This is a genomic window from Bacillus sp. MAG717A (genome assembly GCF_036884855.1).
Classification (GTDB): Bacteria; Bacillota; Bacilli; order Bacillales; family Bacillaceae; genus Bacillus; species Bacillus safensis.
Genome location: NZ_CP145733.1, coordinates 3,554,392 through 3,571,312, shown reverse-complemented (window position 1 = coordinate 3,571,312; position 16,921 = coordinate 3,554,392). Strand labels below are relative to the sequence as shown.

General features: G+C 40.8%; 21 protein-coding genes. All 21 read left to right on the top strand.

The genetic code is table 11. The annotated features are described in order from the left end of the window. The first annotated feature begins 14 nt into the window (after nt 1–14). The 21 genes from xerC (at nt 15) to V6Z54_RS18365 (ending at nt 16,912) form a co-directional block, all read left to right on the top strand. Entirely contained in the window at nt 15–932 is a 918-nt protein-coding gene (gene xerC, locus V6Z54_RS18465) for a tyrosine recombinase XerC (RefSeq protein WP_305960445.1), read from the top strand. Nucleotides 933–946: 14 nt separating this feature from the next. Further along, complete coding sequence (hslV, locus tag V6Z54_RS18460) at nt 947–1,492, top strand: ATP-dependent protease subunit HslV (RefSeq protein WP_024424181.1); 546 nt, start codon at nt 947–949, stop codon at nt 1,490–1,492. Between the two features lie 16 nt (nt 1,493–1,508). Continuing rightward, entirely contained in the window at nt 1,509–2,909 is a 1,401-nt protein-coding gene (gene hslU, locus V6Z54_RS18455) for an HslU--HslV peptidase ATPase subunit (protein ID WP_024424180.1), read from the top strand. 34 nt (nt 2,910–2,943) lie between these two features. Next, on the top strand, nt 2,944–3,723 hold the full coding sequence (gene codY / locus V6Z54_RS18450) for a GTP-sensing pleiotropic transcriptional regulator CodY (RefSeq protein WP_007499612.1): 780 nt from the start codon (nt 2,944–2,946) through the stop codon (nt 3,721–3,723). 288 nt (nt 3,724–4,011) lie between these two features. Continuing rightward, nucleotides 4,012–4,401 carry a flagellar basal body rod protein FlgB gene (gene flgB, locus V6Z54_RS18445; RefSeq protein ID WP_039178512.1) on the top strand — a complete coding sequence of 130 codons (390 nt, stop codon included), beginning with the start codon at nt 4,012–4,014 and terminating at the stop codon, nt 4,399–4,401. Next, nucleotides 4,401–4,853 carry a flagellar basal body rod protein FlgC gene (gene flgC / locus V6Z54_RS18440; protein ID WP_024424179.1) on the top strand — a complete coding sequence of 151 codons (453 nt, stop codon included), beginning with the start codon at nt 4,401–4,403 and terminating at the stop codon, nt 4,851–4,853. The genes flgB and flgC overlap by 1 nt, the downstream gene beginning before the upstream one ends. Before the next feature lie 11 nt (nt 4,854–4,864). Then, complete coding sequence (gene fliE / locus V6Z54_RS18435; protein ID WP_039178515.1) at nt 4,865–5,182, top strand: flagellar hook-basal body complex protein FliE; 318 nt, start codon at nt 4,865–4,867, stop codon at nt 5,180–5,182. Nucleotides 5,183–5,231: 49 nt separating this feature from the next. After that, entirely contained in the window at nt 5,232–6,824 is a 1,593-nt protein-coding gene (fliF, locus tag V6Z54_RS18430) for a flagellar basal-body MS-ring/collar protein FliF (protein ID WP_039178517.1), read from the top strand. Between the two features lie 11 nt (nt 6,825–6,835). Continuing rightward, nucleotides 6,836–7,852: a flagellar motor switch protein FliG gene (gene fliG, locus V6Z54_RS18425; RefSeq protein WP_034281776.1), complete on the top strand. Its 1,017-nt coding sequence runs from the start codon at nt 6,836–6,838 to the stop codon at nt 7,850–7,852. Beyond that, the gene (fliH, locus tag V6Z54_RS18420) at nt 7,845–8,609 is read left to right on the top strand and encodes a flagellar assembly protein FliH (protein WP_041084863.1); all 765 of its coding nucleotides are present in this window, start codon (nt 7,845–7,847) and stop codon (nt 8,607–8,609) included. The genes fliG and fliH overlap by 8 nt, the downstream gene beginning before the upstream one ends. Then, the gene (fliI, locus tag V6Z54_RS18415; RefSeq protein ID WP_024424174.1) at nt 8,606–9,922 is read left to right on the top strand and encodes a flagellar protein export ATPase FliI; all 1,317 of its coding nucleotides are present in this window, start codon (nt 8,606–8,608) and stop codon (nt 9,920–9,922) included. The genes fliH and fliI overlap by 4 nt, the downstream gene beginning before the upstream one ends. Nucleotides 9,923–9,930: 8 nt before the next feature. Then, entirely contained in the window at nt 9,931–10,374 is a 444-nt protein-coding gene (fliJ, locus tag V6Z54_RS18410) for a flagellar export protein FliJ (RefSeq protein ID WP_024424173.1), read from the top strand. Between the two features lie 12 nt (nt 10,375–10,386). After that, the gene (locus V6Z54_RS18405) at nt 10,387–11,088 is read left to right on the top strand and encodes a MotE family protein (protein ID WP_073979489.1); all 702 of its coding nucleotides are present in this window, start codon (nt 10,387–10,389) and stop codon (nt 11,086–11,088) included. Then, entirely contained in the window at nt 11,089–12,444 is a 1,356-nt protein-coding gene (locus V6Z54_RS18400) for a flagellar hook-length control protein FliK (RefSeq protein ID WP_338527565.1), read from the top strand. Beyond that, on the top strand, nt 12,444–12,890 hold the full coding sequence (gene flgD / locus V6Z54_RS18395; protein ID WP_041084858.1) for a flagellar hook assembly protein FlgD: 447 nt from the start codon (nt 12,444–12,446) through the stop codon (nt 12,888–12,890). Before V6Z54_RS18400 ends, flgD begins: the two co-directional genes overlap by 1 nt. Nucleotides 12,891–12,907: 17 nt before the next feature. Then, nucleotides 12,908–13,699 (top strand): flagellar basal body rod protein FlgG, encoded by a 792-nt coding sequence (gene flgG / locus V6Z54_RS18390; protein WP_075611392.1) that lies wholly within the window; start codon nt 12,908–12,910, stop codon nt 13,697–13,699. 37 nt (nt 13,700–13,736) lie between these two features. Next, entirely contained in the window at nt 13,737–13,952 is a 216-nt protein-coding gene (locus V6Z54_RS18385; RefSeq protein ID WP_008344794.1) for a flagellar FlbD family protein, read from the top strand. After that, nucleotides 13,949–14,377: a flagellar basal body-associated protein FliL gene (fliL, locus tag V6Z54_RS18380; protein WP_041084856.1), complete on the top strand. Its 429-nt coding sequence runs from the start codon at nt 13,949–13,951 to the stop codon at nt 14,375–14,377. Before V6Z54_RS18385 ends, fliL begins: the two co-directional genes overlap by 4 nt. A gap of 32 nt (nt 14,378–14,409) precedes the next feature. Continuing rightward, entirely contained in the window at nt 14,410–15,408 is a 999-nt protein-coding gene (gene fliM / locus V6Z54_RS18375) for a flagellar motor switch protein FliM (protein ID WP_024424167.1), read from the top strand. Next, nucleotides 15,398–16,522 carry a flagellar motor switch phosphatase FliY gene (gene fliY / locus V6Z54_RS18370; RefSeq protein WP_041084855.1) on the top strand — a complete coding sequence of 375 codons (1,125 nt, stop codon included), beginning with the start codon at nt 15,398–15,400 and terminating at the stop codon, nt 16,520–16,522. Before fliM ends, fliY begins: the two co-directional genes overlap by 11 nt. A 27-nt stretch (nt 16,523–16,549) precedes the next feature. Then, nucleotides 16,550–16,912, top strand: coding sequence for a response regulator (locus tag V6Z54_RS18365; RefSeq protein WP_007499584.1), 363 nt, complete (start codon nt 16,550–16,552; stop codon nt 16,910–16,912). The last annotated feature ends 9 nt before the right edge of the window (nt 16,913–16,921 follow it).

Below are 16,921 nucleotides of genomic sequence, written 5' to 3'. Positions count from 1 at the left end.
AAAGAGGTGTAAAAATGACGAATAAACAGCGTCTTGTCCACTTATTCATTGAATATCTGCAAATTGAAAAAAACTATTCAGCTTTAACGATCTCAGGATATACAGAAGCTATTGAAGAGTTTGTCAGATTTATGAACATTCAAGGAATAGACGGTTTTGAAGAGGTATCCTATCAAGATACGAGAATTTATTTAACAGAAGCTTATGAAAAAGGCCTGACAAGAAGAACGATTAGTAAGAAAGTCTCTGCGCTTCGCAGCTTTTATAAATTTTTATTAAGAGAACAGCTTGTGAAAGAAAATCCTTTTTTACTCGTTAGCTTACCAAAACAGGATAAGCGGATTCCTTCATTTTTGTATGAGGAGGAACTAAAAGAGCTTTTTTCAGTTTCTGATGTCAGCACACCGCTGGGGCAAAGAAATCAAGCCATTTTAGAACTTCTTTATGCAACAGGTATGAGGGTCAGTGAGTTATGTTCATTAAAAGAATCTGATCTTGATTTATCGATGGATACAGTGCTTGTTCATGGGAAAGGCAGCAAGCAGCGATATGTTCCTTTCGGGTCATATGCTCATGAAGCGCTCATTACTTATTTAGAGGATGGAAGGCAGAAGTTGAAGTATAAGGGGAAAGACCGCGCTGATGTACATGTGTTTTTGAATCAGCGCGGGACGCCTCTTACAGACCGAGGTGTTCGATTCATTCTCACTGAATTAATGAAAAAGGCGTCAGGTACATTACATATCCATCCTCATATGTTAAGGCACACCTTTGCCACGCATCTCTTAAACGAGGGGGCGGATTTGAGAAGTGTTCAAGAACTTCTCGGTCATTCAAATTTATCATCTACACAGGTGTACACGCATGTATCAAAAGATTCTTTAAGAAACACGTACATGTCTCATCACCCAAGGGCTTTTAAACGATCCTAAAAGGAGGTTTTTTCATGTCATCATTTCATGCAACAACCATCTTTGCCGTTCAACATAAAGGAAAAAGTGCAATGGCTGGCGACGGTCAAGTGACTTTCGGGCAGGCTGTCGTGATGAAACACACAGCAAAAAAAGTGCGTCGTCTTTTCGGAGGCAAGGTGCTTGCAGGTTTTGCAGGTTCAGTAGCAGATGCTTTTACACTCTTTGAAAAGTTTGAAACAAAGCTAGAGGAATATGGTGGTAATTTAAAGCGGGCAGCCGTAGAACTAGCAAAGGAATGGCGAAGTGACAAGATGCTAAGGCAGCTTGAGGCCATGCTCATCGTCATGAACAAAGAAAGCATCCTGCTTGTCTCTGGAACAGGAGAGGTCATCGAACCAGATGATGGGATTTTGGCAATTGGCTCAGGCGGCAACTATGCGCTTAGCGCTGGGAGAGCACTCAAAACCCATGCAGGTGATCACCTTTCAGCGAGAGAAATTGCAAAGGCCGCTCTTGAAACGGCCGGAGAAATTTGTGTCTACACGAACGATCAAATCACTTTAGAAGAGCTTGAATAGAAAGGACATGAGACGTATGGAGAAAAAGCCGTTCACCCCAAGAGAGATAGTTGAAAAGCTTGATCAATACATCATTGGTCAGCTTGATGCAAAAAAAGCAGTGGCGGTGGCTTTAAGAAACCGTTACAGAAGAAGTCTTTTACATGATAAGCTAAAGGATGAAGTCGTTCCTAAAAACATTTTAATGATTGGCCCAACAGGTGTGGGGAAAACAGAAATTGCCCGCAGAATTGCTCGAATTTCTGGAGCGCCATTTATTAAAGTGGAAGCGACGAAATTTACTGAAGTGGGTTATGTCGGCCGTGATGTAGAGTCCATGGTGAGAGATTTAGTTGAAACAGCGATTAGACTTGTCAAAGAAGAAAAGATGAAAGATGTTCAAGAAGAAGCAGAAAAGCAAGCAAATAAACGTCTTGTTCATTTGCTTGTTCCTGGTAAGAAAAAAAGCCAGTCTGTGAAAAATCCTTTTGAGATGCTGTTTGGCGGTTCAGATGAAGATGACCGTGATCGAGATCATTCAAATGAAGAAGTGGAACTCGAATCGACAAGAAAGCGAATCGCTCATCAGCTGGCTATGGGAGAACTTGAAGATCATTACGTCACGATTGAAGTAGAAGAACAGCAGCCTTCCATGTTTGATATGCTTCAAGGCTCGGGTATGGAGCAAATGGGTATGAACATGCAGGATGCGCTCGGCAATCTCATGCCTAAAAAGAAAAAACGCAGAAAGCTGACTGTTAGAGAAGCAAGAAAGGCGTTAACGGCTGAGGAAGCTTCAAAACTGATTGATATGGATGAAGTCAGTCAGGAAGCGGTCTACAAAGCAGAGCAGCAAGGAATTATTTTTATCGATGAAATCGACAAAATCGCCAAAAGCGGCGGTGCATCATCTGCAGATGTTTCTCGTGAAGGGGTTCAGCGTGATATTTTACCGATTGTAGAAGGTTCAACTGTGATGACGAAATATGGTGCTGTTAAAACAGATCATGTGCTTTTTGTTGCAGCAGGTGCATTTCATATGGCAAAGCCATCAGATTTGATTCCAGAGCTTCAGGGGCGCTTCCCAATCCGTGTAGAATTAGATAAATTAAGTATAGAAGACTTTGTGAAAATCTTAACGGAACCAGATAATGCATTATTAAAGCAATATAAAGCTTTACTTGAAACAGAAGGTATATCTCTTGAATTTTCTGACGATGCTATTCATAAGATTGCCGAAGTGGCTTATCATGTCAATCAGGAGACAGATAACATCGGTGCAAGAAGGCTTCATACCATACTTGAGAAGCTGCTTGAAGAGCTTTCATTTGAGGCGCCTGATATTACGATGGAGACAGTGACCATTACCCCTCAGTATGTCGAAGAGAAGCTAGGAAAGATTGCAAATAACAAAGATTTAAGTCAATTTATACTTTAACAAATGAATAAAGTAATCTAGGAGGATCATTATTATGGCGTTACTACAAAAAACAAGGATTATTAACTCAATGCTGCAAGATGCAGCGGGGAAACCAGTTAATTTCAAAGAAATGGCAGAAACACTGAGAGATGTCATTGATTCAAACATTTTCGTATTAAGCAGAAGAGGAAAGCTTCTTGGCTACTCCATTAATCAACAGATCGAAAATGCACGTATGAAAAAAATGCTTGAAGATCGTCAGTTCCCTGAAGAATATACAAAGAGTCTATTCAATGTCCCAGAAACGTCTTCAAACCTTGATATTAACAGTGAATATACAGCTTTCCCGATTGAGAACCGTGACTTATTCCAATCAGGTTTAACAACAATTGTTCCAATTATCGGCGGAGGAGATCGTTTAGGTACGTTAATCCTGTCCCGCTTACAAGATACATTCACAGATGATGATTTGATTCTTGCTGAATACGGGGCAACAGTTGTTGGAATGGAGATTCTTCGCGAGAAAGCAGAAGAAATCGAAGAAGAAGCAAGAAGTAAAGCGGTTGTCCAAATGGCGATTAGCTCTCTATCATACAGTGAGCTTGAAGCGATTGAGCACATTTTTGAAGAGCTTGATGGAAACGAAGGTCTTCTTGTCGCAAGTAAAATTGCAGACCGTGTAGGGATCACTCGTTCAGTGATCGTAAACGCATTACGTAAGTTGGAAAGTGCAGGCGTAATCGAATCTCGTTCTCTTGGAATGAAGGGAACGTACATCAAAGTGTTAAACAACAAATTTTTAATTGAACTCGAAAATTTAAAATCTCATTAATCAAAAACCCTTTTTGGCCGCAATAAATGCTGAAAAGGGTTTTTTTATGTGAAAAAATGAGGATTTGTCCGAAAAATGTCACTCTTTTTTCCAAGAAACCCCTTACAAATCTGTAGTGCTTTGAATCTAGGCCTTTGTACCTATTCGTAAAATAGATATATATTACGAGTTTTTTTTACATATACATCATAGACTTTAATCCTATTATTTCTTACAATGAACATATGGTTTTACAAATCTCGACATGATTAAATGGAATGAAATACATATGATTGGAGGTATATGGTTTTGGATATATTTTCTGGAACGATAAGCAACCTTGAGAATGCCTTGGGCAGAGCGAATGTTAAGCAAAAAGTCATAAGCAATAATATCGCGAATATAGACACACCGAACTACAAGTCGAAAAACGTCGCATTCCATGACATGCTAAATGATGCATCGAACAAATTAGATGCTAAAAAAACATACCAAGGTCACATTGATTTTTCGAAAACAGGGTCTAATTATTCAGTTGTTTCTAGCAACCGTACTTCATATCAAGAAAACGGAAATAATGTCGATATTGATCAAGAGATGAGTGAACTCGCTAAAAACCAAATTCAGTATAATGCTTTGGTGGAAAGAATGAGCGGGAAATTTAATTCTCTTAAAACAGTTTTGACAGGAGGTAAGTGATGTCGATTTTTTCAGGAGTGAACGCTTCGGCCTCAGCATTAACGGCACAGAGGCTCAGAATGGACGTTGTATCCTCAAACCTTGCAAATATGGATACAACAAGAGCTAAACAGGTTGATGGTAACTGGGAGCCATATAGACGTAAGCTTGTCACATTACAGCCGTCAGGTGAATCATTTTCATCTATATTGAACTCAAGTATGAATTCAAGCGGCAAATTAGGAAACGGCGTCAAAGTAACAAAGATTACTGAAGACGAAACTCCATTCAACCTTCAATATGATCCTACAAATCCCGATGCCAATGAAAATGGATATGTTCAAACACCAAATGTCGATCCATTAAAAGAAATGGTCGACCTCATCAGCAGCTCAAGATCATATGAAGCAAACGTGACTGCTCTAAATGCAAACAAAAGCATGCTGATGAAAGCTTTAGAAATAGGAAAGTAAGGTGAAAAGAATTGGTTAATGCAATATCTCCTTTCCAGCTTCAAACCGCTCAGCAAGCAAGTGAATTGACGAATGCATCGTCCTTGCAGGCGGCTGCACCTAAAAGTCAAACGAATTTCTCTGATGTGCTGAAGAATTCCATTGAGGCATTAAATCAATCACAGCTGAAATCAGACCAGTATACAAATGCGCTTGCACAAGGAAAAGATGTCAATCTCGATGAAGTCATGATTGCTTCACAAAAAGCGAGTGTCACACTCACAGCTGCGACAGAGTTTCGAAATAAAGCAGTCGAAGCGTACCAAGAGATTATGAGAATGCAGATGTAGGAGGTGCTGGTGGACAAAAAAAGACTGAATGGAATGACCGGGGGTTAAGATGAATCGTACTTTAATGCAATTAAGAACAAAAACAGTTGAGTTTTGGCGAAATCGATCAAAATTACAAAAAATACTCATGATTGGCGGCGTTGCTGCCCTAGCAATCATTATTACGGTTGTTAGCATCTTTGCTTCTTCTGAAAAAATGGTTCCGCTCTTTAGAGACTTGTCTGAGGCAGAAGCTGGACAAATCAAACAGGAACTAGATGGCAAAAACGTTAAATCGGAACTTGCAAACAATGGAACAACGATTCTCGTTCCAGAAAAGCAAGCAGACTCTTTAAAAGTAACACTCGCATCTGAAGGGCTTCCTAAGACAGGCAACATTGATTATTCCTTCTTTGCAAACAATTCAGGCTTCGGTTTAACAGATAATGAATTTGATGTTCTGAAAGTAGACGCAACTCAGACAGAACTATCCAATCTGATCAACACAATTGATGGGATTAAAGATTCAAAAGTGATGATTAACCTGCCAAAAGATTCCGTTTTTGTTGGAGAAGAGCAAAGTAATGCATCAGCATCCATTGTGCTGCAAGTTGAGCCTGGCTACACGCTTACGCCGCAGCAAGTAAAAGGCCTTTATCATCTTATTTCAAAAAGTGTGCCGAATTTAAAAACAGAAAACATTGTCATTATGGACCAAGATTCCAACTACTACGACTTAAACACCAGCTCCGATTCTTATGCAAGTGGAATGGATGCACAGCAGCAGAAAAAAGAGGAAATCGAAAAGAATCTTCAAAGAAAAATTCAGCAGCTGCTCGGAACAATGATGGGTCAAGATAAAGTGGCTGTATCGGTCACAACAGACATTGATTTTACTGAAGAAAAAAGAAAAGAAGATCTTGTAGAACCTGTTGATAAAGAAAACATGCAGGGGATTGCTGTCAGCGCTGAAAAGATTGCTGAAACATATTCAGGCAATGGAGCAGCAGCTGGAGGCACAGCTGGAACAGGTGACGATGATGTCACAAATTATCAAGGTGCCGATGGAGCGAATGGAAGCGGAGATTACGAAAAGAGTGAAGATCGTATCAATTATGAAGTCAACCGCATTCATAAAGATATCAAAGAAAGCCCTTATAAAATTAGAGATGTTGGCATTCAAGCGTTGGTCGAACCACCAACTGCAAACGATGCAAACTCTTTAACAGCTGAAAGACAAGATGATATCAAAAAGATTCTTTCAACGATCATTAGCACATCGATTGATAAAGAATACACAAATGGTCAAGCGCTCACTCAAGCAGACTTAGATAACAAAATCGTTTTATCAGTATCAAAATTAGACGGTAAACAGCAAACTGCGGCAGATAACCCTTCAAACAATATTCCAATCTGGGTTTATATTGTAGGCGGTGTGCTCCTACTTGCAATTATCGCTCTTATCATTCTTCTTGTACGCAAGCGTAGAAGAGATGAGGAAGAAGAGTTTGAGTTTGATGAACGTACACCAATCGATGTTCCTGATATCGACACTGAACCAGAAACAGAAGAAATGGTGAGAAAAAATCAGCTTGAAAAAATGGCAAAAGAAAAACCAGAAGACTTTGCTAAATTGCTACGCAGCTGGCTGTCCGAGGATTAGGAGGAATACACATGTCGAGAAAAGATCCAAATCGACTAACAGGCAGACAAAAAGCAGCAATCCTAATGATTTCCTTAGGGCTAGACGTGTCAGCATCTGTATACAAACATCTGTCTGAAGACGAAATAGAAAAGTTAACATTAGAAATTTCCAATGTACGAAGTGTAGATACTGCTAAAAAAGATGAAGTCATCGAAGAGTTTCACAGCATTGCCATCGCGCAGGACTACATATCACAGGGTGGTCTTATGTACGCAAGACAAGTGCTTGAAAAAGCGCTTGGTGAGGACAAAGCGGACAGCATCTTAAACCGGTTAACATCCTCTCTTCAAGTAAAACCATTTGATTTTGCTCGAAAGGCTGATCCAGAACAAATTTTAAACTTTATCCAGCATGAGCATCCACAAACGATTGCGCTCATCCTTTCCTACCTGGATCCAGTGCAGGCTGGGCAAATTTTATCTGAGTTAGGCGAGGAAGTACAAACTGAGGTTGCGAGACGTATTGCCTTAATGGACCGCACATCTCCAGAGATCATCAATGAGGTGGAACGCATTCTTGAACAAAAGCTGTCTTCAACCTTTACGCAGGACTACACGCAAACAGGCGGAGTCGAAGCAGTGGTGGAAGTGCTAAATGGTGTAGACCGTGCTACGGAGAAGACCATTTTAGACACACTTGAAATTCAAGATCCTGAACTTGCTGATGAAATTAAGAAACGTATGTTTGTCTTTGAAGATATTGTCACTCTTGACAGCAGAGCGATTCAGCGCGTCATCAGAGATGTTGAAAATGATGACTTATTGCTCGCACTCAAAGTGGCAAGCGAAGAGGTCAAAGAAATTGTCTTCCGCAACATGTCACAGCGGATGGTCGAAACATTCAAAGAAGAAATGGAGTTTATGGGTCCTGTCCGGCTTAGAGATGTCGAGGAAGCACAAACCCGTATTGTCAGCATCGTAAGACGACTTGAGGAAGCTGGAGAAATCGTCATAGCTCGAGGCGGAGGAGACGATATCATTGTCTAGGATTATCAAACATGAAACATCTGTTATTCCTGAACAAGGACGGCAAACGATTCCTTTACAGCAAGTGGAGTTTAAAAGAGAACATCACGAAGAAGAGCTTGTCAATGAAACCGAAGCATCGCAACTTGTACTTAGTGATGCAGAAGATCAGGCGAGCCGCATATTAGAACAAGCAAACAGTGAGCTGGAAAAAACAATGGCTGAAATCAATCAGCGCAGAACTGATTTTGAAGAAGAAAGAATACAGCTCATTGAAGAAGCGAAACAAGCAGGTTATCAAGACGGCTTTCAAAAGGGCGAAGCAGATGCGAAAATGCAGTACCAAGCTATTCTTGATCAAGCAAATGACATCGCCGGTCTTGCAAGGCAGGACTACGAAGAAAAAATTGAAAGCTCTGCTGAGCAAATTGTGGAACTCGCTTTTGAACTCGCCAAACGCGTTTGGAATGCAGCTGAGGAGACGAACGATCAATTTTTGGCTCTTGTGAAGCAGGTCATTTCAGAAGTGAAAGAATATGACGATATTTCCATCTATGTTGACCCTGAACATTACGAGCATGTGATGGAATATAAAGACGAATTGATTAGAATCCTTCAAAAGGATACACATCTTGCCATTTACTCGGATGAAAAAGCGCCAAAAGGAACTTGTTACGTAGAAACAAGTTTTGGAAAAGTGGAAGCGAGTGTTGATACCCAAATGAATCAGTTGAAAGAAAAATTATTAGAAGTCATTGATTCAGGTGATCACAAATGAAAATGGATGTGTTAAAAGAAACGATTGAAACCGCTGATCCTTATAAACGATTTGGTAAAGTCAACCGAGTGGTTGGATTGATGATTGAATCGAAGGGGCCGGAAAGTTCGATCGGTGACGTGTGTCTCATTCATAAAAAAGGGAGCAAGCACCATCCGATAAAAGCAGAGGTCGTTGGGTTTAGAGATGAAAACATTCTGCTCATGCCTTATGTAGAAGCATCCAATATTTCACCAGGAAGTCTTGTGGAAGCGACGGGTGAGTCGCTGAAGGTCAAAGTAGGGACTGGATTAATTGGTGAAGTCGTTGATGCCTTCGGTGATCCGCTTGATGGCAGTATGCTTCCAAAAGGACTTGCACCTGTTTCGACAGATCAGTCACCCCCAAATCCGATGGACAGACCACCTATTCGAGAAAAGATGGGTGTCGGCGTTAGAGTCATCGACAGTCTGCTCACAGTTGGCACTGGTCAAAGGATCGGGATTTTTGCCGGAAGTGGTGTTGGAAAAAGTACCTTAATGGGGATGATTGCAAAGCAGACAGAAGCAGACCTCAATGTCATTGCCCTTGTTGGAGAGCGTGGCCGTGAAGTTCGTGAGTTTATTGAAAAGGATTTAGGTGCTGAAGGACTGAAGCGATCAATTGTTGTCGTCGCAACTTCTGACCAGCCTGCACTGACGAGACTGAAAGCTGCGTATACAGCAACAGCCATTGCGGAGTATTTCAGGGACAGAGGCAAAAATGTCATGTTTATGATGGATTCTGTTACGAGGGTTGCCATGGCGCAAAGGGAAATAGGTCTTGCAACTGGCGAGCCGCCCACAACTAAAGGATATACACCATCAGTGTTCGCTATACTGCCAAAATTGCTCGAACGAACTGGGACAAATCAGCTTGGTTCGATCACAGCGTTTTACACAGTGCTTGTTGATGGGGACGATATGAATGAACCGATCGCTGATACAGTGAGGGGGATCCTGGATGGCCACATTGTACTTGATCGTGCTTTAGCCAATAAAGGACAATTTCCCGCTGTTAATATTCTAAAAAGTATCAGCCGTGTCATGAGCAATATCGCAAGTCATGATCACAAGGAAGCGGCTAACCGGTTCCGCCAGCTTTTATCCACTTATCAAAACGCTGAAGACCTCATAAATATTGGAGCATATAAAAAAGGCTCCTCTAAAGATATTGATGAGGCCATGCAGGCTTACCCTCATCTGATTTCATTTTTGAAGCAGGATGTAGAAGAGGCTGTATCTATTGAAGACAGTGTGAGTTTATTGCTCAGTTTGATGAATAGAGAGGATTGACAAAAACAGTGAGATATCAATACAAATTTCAAAAGCTCTTAGAACTGAAAGAAAGTGAAAAAGACAAGTCACTCGCAGCGTACCAACAATCCGTTTCGGCATTTGAGCAAGTCGCTGAAAAACTCTATGAAAATATGAGTAAAAAAGAGCTAATGGAAAAAAGCAAAGAAGAAAAGCTGAGAAGTGGAATGAGTGTTCAAGAAATGCGTCATTACCAGCAATTTGTGACCAACTTAGATAACACCATTCAGCATTATCAGCAGCTTGTGATCATGAAACGCCATCAAATGAATGAAAAACAATCTGATTTAACTGAAAAAAACATTGAGTTTAAAAAGTTTGAAAAAATGAAAGAAAAGCAATTTGAAAAGTTCTCCCTTGAACATAAGGCAATTGAAATGAAAGAAATGGATGATATCTCTATCAGCCAATTCATGTTTCAAGGACATTAGGAGTCGAGATGAATGCCTAAGAAGGAAAAAACGAAGGAATCAGGCGGCGGGAAATTTCAATGGATCTTGTTTATTGTCATCATCCCATTGATTGTGCTTGTGATTGTCACTGGCACGATCCTTTATATGGCAGGTTTTGATCTAAAAAAACCGCTCCAAAACATTCCGGGGATCAGCAGTTTGGTTGGTTCAGAAGACAGCTCAAAAACGTCATCTTCACCTAATAATCAAAGTGATGCAGAGCTGAAAGAACTGAAAAAGACCATTAAAGAGCAAAAAAATGAGCTCGAAATTGCACAAAAAGATTTGAAAACAAGTGATGAGGAGATTAAAAGGCTAAATCAAAAAATCAACTCACTTGAAAAAACATCTGAAAATGATTCAAAGAATACGTCAGCCAATGACAGTTCATCGAATAACAGCTCATCAAATAACACGTCAGGTAATAACTCAGAAGGGGCTTCCTCTGATGCAGCTTCATCCTCTAATCAGCAGACAAAAGGAAAGGTCGCCAGCATTTATGAAAGCATGGACCCAGGGAAATCCGCAAAAATTTTATCAGAATTAAGTGATAAAGAGGCGTTAAAAATCCTTGAAGAGCTGAGCAAAAATAAACTGACAGACATATTAGCAAAACTGACACCTCAGAAGGCAGCAACGTTTACAAAAGAGCTCGCCAAAAAAGAAGAAAGTGAAAATGGGGGTGGACAATAAGTGAAGCTATTGGATATTGCAGCCTTACAGCAATCTTCTCAAGGTCTCTCGGGAACAAAGGGAGGCGGCGCGGCAACTGCCAGCGGTTTGTTTAAACAATTACTTAGCGGAGCAGGCGCCCAAAGCGGTCCTGTTGATGCTGAGACAGCCGCTTCTGCCTCTCTTTCTATCAATGATGCGATGCAGATCATTGAAAAATGGATGCAATCACCTGAAGAAGGAATGAGCGCAGACCTACTAAGAGCGCTTCAAACACTACAAGGTCAAACACTACAAGGTCAAACACTACAAGGTCAAACACTTAAAGCAACTGATCTCAAGTCACTTGAAGAATTATTTCAAAAAATGGAATCTTCCATTTACGGTGATCAAGCTGAAAAGCCAGGTTCTGAACATAGTGAACAACTCATACAAGTCCACTTTTTCATCTATCAATTGTTCAATCAACAGCCGCTCAGCTTTGATGCGAAACTTGTGCAGGATATTGAAGGAAAAGGTCAAGACTTCATCGACTTTCTTTCGAAAAACGAGGTAGATGAGAAACTCATTCAACAAGTAAAAGAGCAGGTCTTTTCGCAGGGTTCAGCACCAAAGCTGAATTCGATGACTCAAAGTGAGCTAAAGCACTTTAATCAGTTAATCGATCATATGATGGCGAGTGCGAAAGGATCTGACAAAGAGTGGAAAATTTCACTAGGAGAGTTGAAGGAACTAGTCTCTCCAAAACAAGAATCTCCTCTCGCTTCTCCGGCAAAAGGGAATGCATCTCTTGAGTGGCTCATCAAAAAAGAAGTTGTAAAAGGACAAAGCACAGCTGCACCAGCTTCTGAAAAAATAATGACCCATACTCTTTTGCCAGGTCATAAGCAGTTTTTCCAACTGCAGTCAGCGGCTCCTGTTCAGCAGACACAAACGACTGATGAAAAGCCAGGAACGGTTGATCAGCAAATTCTAAACACGTGGAAGCAAATGAAATTCACGCCGTTTGGCAATTCAAGCGGACGCTTTACCGTTCGATTAAATCCTGAAAATCTTGGGTTTATTACCATTCAGCTAACGAAGCAAAACGGTATGTATGCGAGTAAAATTACAGCCTCGACACAAGCAGCGAAAGAGCTGTTAGAGCATCATCTGCCGCAGCTCAAGCAGGCGCTTCCGAATATGTCGGTTCAAGTGGACCGTTTCCATATACCGCTTCAATCAAATGAGCAGCCGTTATTTGGACAGTTTAGTGAAGAAAACAAGCAGCAGCAGCCAAAAGGACAGAATTTCCAGCAGACTGATGAACAGGAAGCAGAATTCCAAGATGTTCTGGATGCTCTTGTTGGGTCAGATGAAGAAGAGGAGGAGATCTAATGGCAACAGTCGATGCTACGAATAGAACAGCCGCACAAACAGACACTTCTTCAAAAGCAGAAAAGAAAACAGATACGCTCGGCAAAGATCAATTTTTGAAAATTTTGCTCACGCAGCTTCAAAACCAAGATCCGACAAATCCGCTTGATGACCGTGAGTTTGTCACACAGCTTGCAACTTTTTCATCTTTAGAACAGCAAACCAATATGAACGATTCGATCACCAAGCTGAATCAGCTCATGTCTACATTTGTTGCACACCAAGATCCGTTTACGACGTATGTAGGCTGGATTGGTAAAGAAGTATCGGGCAAGCTGGATGATAAAGAGATATCGGGCACTGTGAAGTCTGTTAAAAACATAGACAACGAGTACTTCTTGATTTTAGAAGATGGAACGAAAATCAGCCCTTGGGATGTTACAGCAGTTGGAGAAAAAACGAAGTAATTAGAGGAGGAAAATAAATGTTACGCTCACTTTACTCAGGAATTAGCGGAATGAAAAACTTCCAAACAAAATTAGATGTGGTAGCCAATAACGTAGCCAACGTCAATACACACGGATACAAAAAAAGCCGTATCACGTTTAAAGATATGGTCAGTCAGACAATTGCAAGTTCTGGTGGACCAACGAACAACTCTGGTTCAATCAACTCAAAACAAGTTGGTTTAGGCTCAGCTTTATCTTCTATTGATAAAGTTATGTCAGCGGGATCTTCTCAAAATACAGATGAACCTTACGACTTCTATATCAATGGAGATGGATTTTTCCGTATTGAAAGTCAAGGAGAAATTCTTTATACAAGAACAGGGAACTTTAGACGTGATTCAGAGGGGAATTTAACCACTACTGACGGAAATTACCTCCTTGGAATGGATGGACAAAAGATAACGATTCCAGATGGCATTTCAAGTGTCAGTGTTGGTTCAGATGGAACGATTTCGGTTGTTGAAAACAACGTATCTAGAAATGTTGGGCAGGTTTCACTCGTATCTTTCAGTAACGCAGGAGGGTTAGACAAAGTTGGCGACAACCTTTACCGCCAAACGTTAAGCTCAGGTGCACCAAGTAACCCTATCGTACCTGGTGAACAAGGAACTGGTGTGATCCAACCAGGGAAACTTGAAATGTCAAACGTTGATTTAACAGACGAGTTTACCGAAATGATTATCGCGCAACGCGGATTCCAATCGAATGCAAAGACGATCACAACTTCTGATGAAATTCTGCAAGAGCTTGTGAATCTGAAACGATAGGAGGTAGGAGGAGCGGATGATCGCTTCTCTGCTCAATATGATTGAAGTGACAAGATTAAATGGCAAAGGATTTATGCTGAACGCTCTCCATATCGAGCAAATTGAAAGCTTTCCAGACACGACCATTACTTTGGCCAATGGAAAGAAATTCGTTGTGAAAGAAGATGAAGAGCAGCTTCAAGAGAAAATCATTTCTTTCTACAGAAAAATCCAAGTCATTTCATTGAATCAAGGAATAGAGGAGTTTGAATGAAGAAGAAATTAGTCGTAGTAATGCTAATCATGATTATTGCCATCGCCGGAATTGGAGCAGGCATCGTTTTTCTGCTGAATGGGTCAGACGAAGCAAAAGCTGAAAAAGAGCCAACAGCAGATGAAGTCGTAAAAGCTTCTGTTGAAATTCCTGAGATTATCACCAATTTAAAATCTGAAGGAAATGCTGTCAAACTTGTCCTGAATATTGAAACTGACTCTGAAAAAGCAAAAGAAGAGCTTGAGAAAAGAAGTTTCCAAGTAAAAGATGCTGTAATCGACATTTTATCAGACACGAATGCAGATGAACTTGATGGTAAGAAAGGCAGAGAACATTTTAAAACACAAGTCAAAAACAAAGTGAATAACTATTTGCAAGATGGCAAGGTGAAAGAAGTATATATAACCTCCTTTAATCTGCAATAGAGGCGATTAATTAACGCGATGGAGGTGAAGAAATGTCAGGAGAAGTGCTTTCCCAGAATGAGATCGACGCATTATTATCCGCCATCTCAACAGGCGAAATGGATGCAGAAGAGCTGAAAAAAGAAGAAACGACGAAAAAAGTGAAGGTGTATGACTTTAAACGTGCACTGCGCTTTTCAAAAGACCAGATTCGAAGTTTAACAAGGATTCATGATAACTTCGCTAGACTGCTCACCACGCATTTTTCAGCGCAGCTAAGATCATATATTCAAATTACTGTCAGCTCGGTTGACCAAGTACCATACGAAGAATTTATTCGTTCGATTCCTAATATGACATTATTAAACTTATTTTATGTCAGCCCGCTTGAAGGAAGAATCATGCTTGAAGTAAACCCAACAATCGGCTATGCGATGATGGACAGGCTGATGGGCGGGATTGGCATTAGTCATAATAAGACAGAATCACTTACAGAAATCGAAACAAAGATTATCTCAAACATGTTTGAGGGAGCTTTGGAAAATTACAGAGAAGCGTGGCAGTCCATAACCGACATCGAGCCTGAAATGGCAGATTTCGAGGTAAATCCCCAGTTTGTTCAAATGGTGTCACCAAACGAAACAGTTGTCGTCATTTCGCTTAATACACAAATTGGCGAGGTAAGCGGGGTTATTAACCTTTGTATCCCTCACGTTGTATTAGAGCCTATTATTCCGAAGCTGTCTGTACACTACTGGATGCAGTCTGAACGAAATGAACCAAAACAGCAAGAAACAAAGGCCATTGAAAAACGGATTATGAAGGCAAAAATACCGGTAGTCGCAGAGCTGGGACAATCGGAAATGACGGTGGAAGAGTTTTTGAATTTGGAAATTGGTGATTGTATTGCCTTGGACAAACCAGTAAATGCGCCTCTTACTGTTATGGTCGGAAATAAACCGAAATTCTTGGGACAGGCCGGCCGCGTGAATCGGAAACAGGCGATTCAAATTCTAGATCACGACATAAGAGGTGAAGAAGATGGAGAATAACGGAAGTAAATTATCACAAGATGAAATCGATGCGCTCCTTAAAGGAGGCAGCAATGACGATATAGAGCCTGATACAATCCTTTCTGCAATGGAGCAAGATGCCATTGGAGAAATCGGAAATATTTCATTTGGCAGCTCTGCAACAGCACTTTCAACCCTATTAAATCAAAAAGTGGAGATTACAACTCCAACTGTTACAGTAATTCAAAAAAGTAAGCTGAATGAGGAATTTCCTCATCCGTATGTCGCTATTGAAGTGAATTATACAGAAGGCTTCAGCGCAAGTAACCTGCTTGTTATCCAGCAAACAGATGCAGCAGTCATTGCGGACTTAATGATGGGCGGAGACGGGACAAATGCTGACCCTTCTTTAAGCGAAATTCATTTAAGTGCAGTGCAAGAAGCGATGAACCAAATGATGGGTTCTGCTGCGACGTCTATGTCGACTGTCTTTAATAAAAAGATTGATATTTCTCCGCCGCGCGTCGAATTACTTGATGTGAAAGAAGGAGAAGGGACAGACCGTATTCCAGCTGAAGAAATGCTTGTCAAAGTATCCTTCAGATTAACAATAGGTGAACTGATCGATTCAAATATTATGCAGCTTTATCCTATTACATTTGCGAAGGATTTAATCGCAGAATTAACAGTCCCTGCACAAGAAGAAGAGCCTGTTCAAGAAGCTCAAGTGAGCACACCTGAACCTCAGCAGTCAGCCCCGCAAACGCAGTCTGCTCCAGCGCAGCAAGCAGCACCGCCGAAAAGACAGGCGAAACCAAAGCCGGCAGCACCTGTAAATGTGGCGCCAGTTGAATTTGAAGCGTTCAGTGAGCCTCAGCATACAACAAGCCAGCTTGGAAACCTTGATATGCTGATGGACATTCCGCTTTCCATTACGGTGGAACTTGGAAGAACTCAGCGCAGTGTGAAAGAAGTTCTTGAGCTTTCAGCTGGAAGTATCATTGAACTGGACAAGCTTGCTGGTGAGCCAGTCGACATTCTAGTTAACAAACGTATCGTCGCCAAAGGGGAAGTCGTTGTCATTGATGAGAACTTTGGTGTTCGTGTGACTGACATTTTAAGTCAGTCAGAAAGACTTTCTAATTTAAAATAAACAAACATACAGGGAGAGAATAAGTAAATGGCTACTAAGGTATTAATCGTAGATGATGCAGCATTCATGAGAATGATGATCAAGGATATTCTTGTAAAAAACGGATTTGATGTAGTAGGAGAAGCAGAAAACGGCGCACAAGCAGTTGAAAAATACAAAGAAACATCTCCTGATCTTGTCACAATGGATATCACAATGCCAGAAATGGACGGAATTACTGCACTAAAAGAAATTAAACAAATCGATGCTTCTGCAAAAATCATCATGTGTTCTGCAATGGGACAGCAATCAATGGTTATTGATGCGATCCAAGCAGGTGCAAAAGACTTTATCGTGAAGCCATTCCAGGCAGACCGTGTACTTGAAGCAATTAATAAAACGTTAGGCTAAAAAAGGGTG

Coding starts and splice junctions, on each gene's coding strand:
- xerC (WP_305960445.1), top strand. CDS start 15: ATGACGAATAAACAGCGTCTTGTCCACTTATTCATTGAATATCTGCAA.
- hslV (WP_024424181.1), top strand. CDS start 947: ATGTCATCATTTCATGCAACAACCATCTTTGCCGTTCAACATAAAGGA.
- hslU (WP_024424180.1), top strand. CDS start 1,509: ATGGAGAAAAAGCCGTTCACCCCAAGAGAGATAGTTGAAAAGCTTGAT.
- codY (WP_007499612.1), top strand. CDS start 2,944: ATGGCGTTACTACAAAAAACAAGGATTATTAACTCAATGCTGCAAGAT.
- flgC (WP_024424179.1), top strand. CDS start 4,401: ATGTCGATTTTTTCAGGAGTGAACGCTTCGGCCTCAGCATTAACGGCA.
- fliF (WP_039178517.1), top strand. CDS start 5,232: ATGAATCGTACTTTAATGCAATTAAGAACAAAAACAGTTGAGTTTTGG.
- fliG (WP_034281776.1), top strand. CDS start 6,836: ATGTCGAGAAAAGATCCAAATCGACTAACAGGCAGACAAAAAGCAGCA.
- fliI (WP_024424174.1), top strand. CDS start 8,606: ATGAAAATGGATGTGTTAAAAGAAACGATTGAAACCGCTGATCCTTAT.
- V6Z54_RS18405 (WP_073979489.1), top strand. CDS start 10,387: ATGCCTAAGAAGGAAAAAACGAAGGAATCAGGCGGCGGGAAATTTCAA.
- flgD (WP_041084858.1), top strand. CDS start 12,444: ATGGCAACAGTCGATGCTACGAATAGAACAGCCGCACAAACAGACACT.
- flgG (WP_075611392.1), top strand. CDS start 12,908: ATGTTACGCTCACTTTACTCAGGAATTAGCGGAATGAAAAACTTCCAA.
- V6Z54_RS18385 (WP_008344794.1), top strand. CDS start 13,737: ATGATTGAAGTGACAAGATTAAATGGCAAAGGATTTATGCTGAACGCT.
- fliL (WP_041084856.1), top strand. CDS start 13,949: ATGAAGAAGAAATTAGTCGTAGTAATGCTAATCATGATTATTGCCATC.
- fliM (WP_024424167.1), top strand. CDS start 14,410: ATGTCAGGAGAAGTGCTTTCCCAGAATGAGATCGACGCATTATTATCC.
- fliY (WP_041084855.1), top strand. CDS start 15,398: ATGGAGAATAACGGAAGTAAATTATCACAAGATGAAATCGATGCGCTC.
- V6Z54_RS18365 (WP_007499584.1), top strand. CDS start 16,550: ATGGCTACTAAGGTATTAATCGTAGATGATGCAGCATTCATGAGAATG.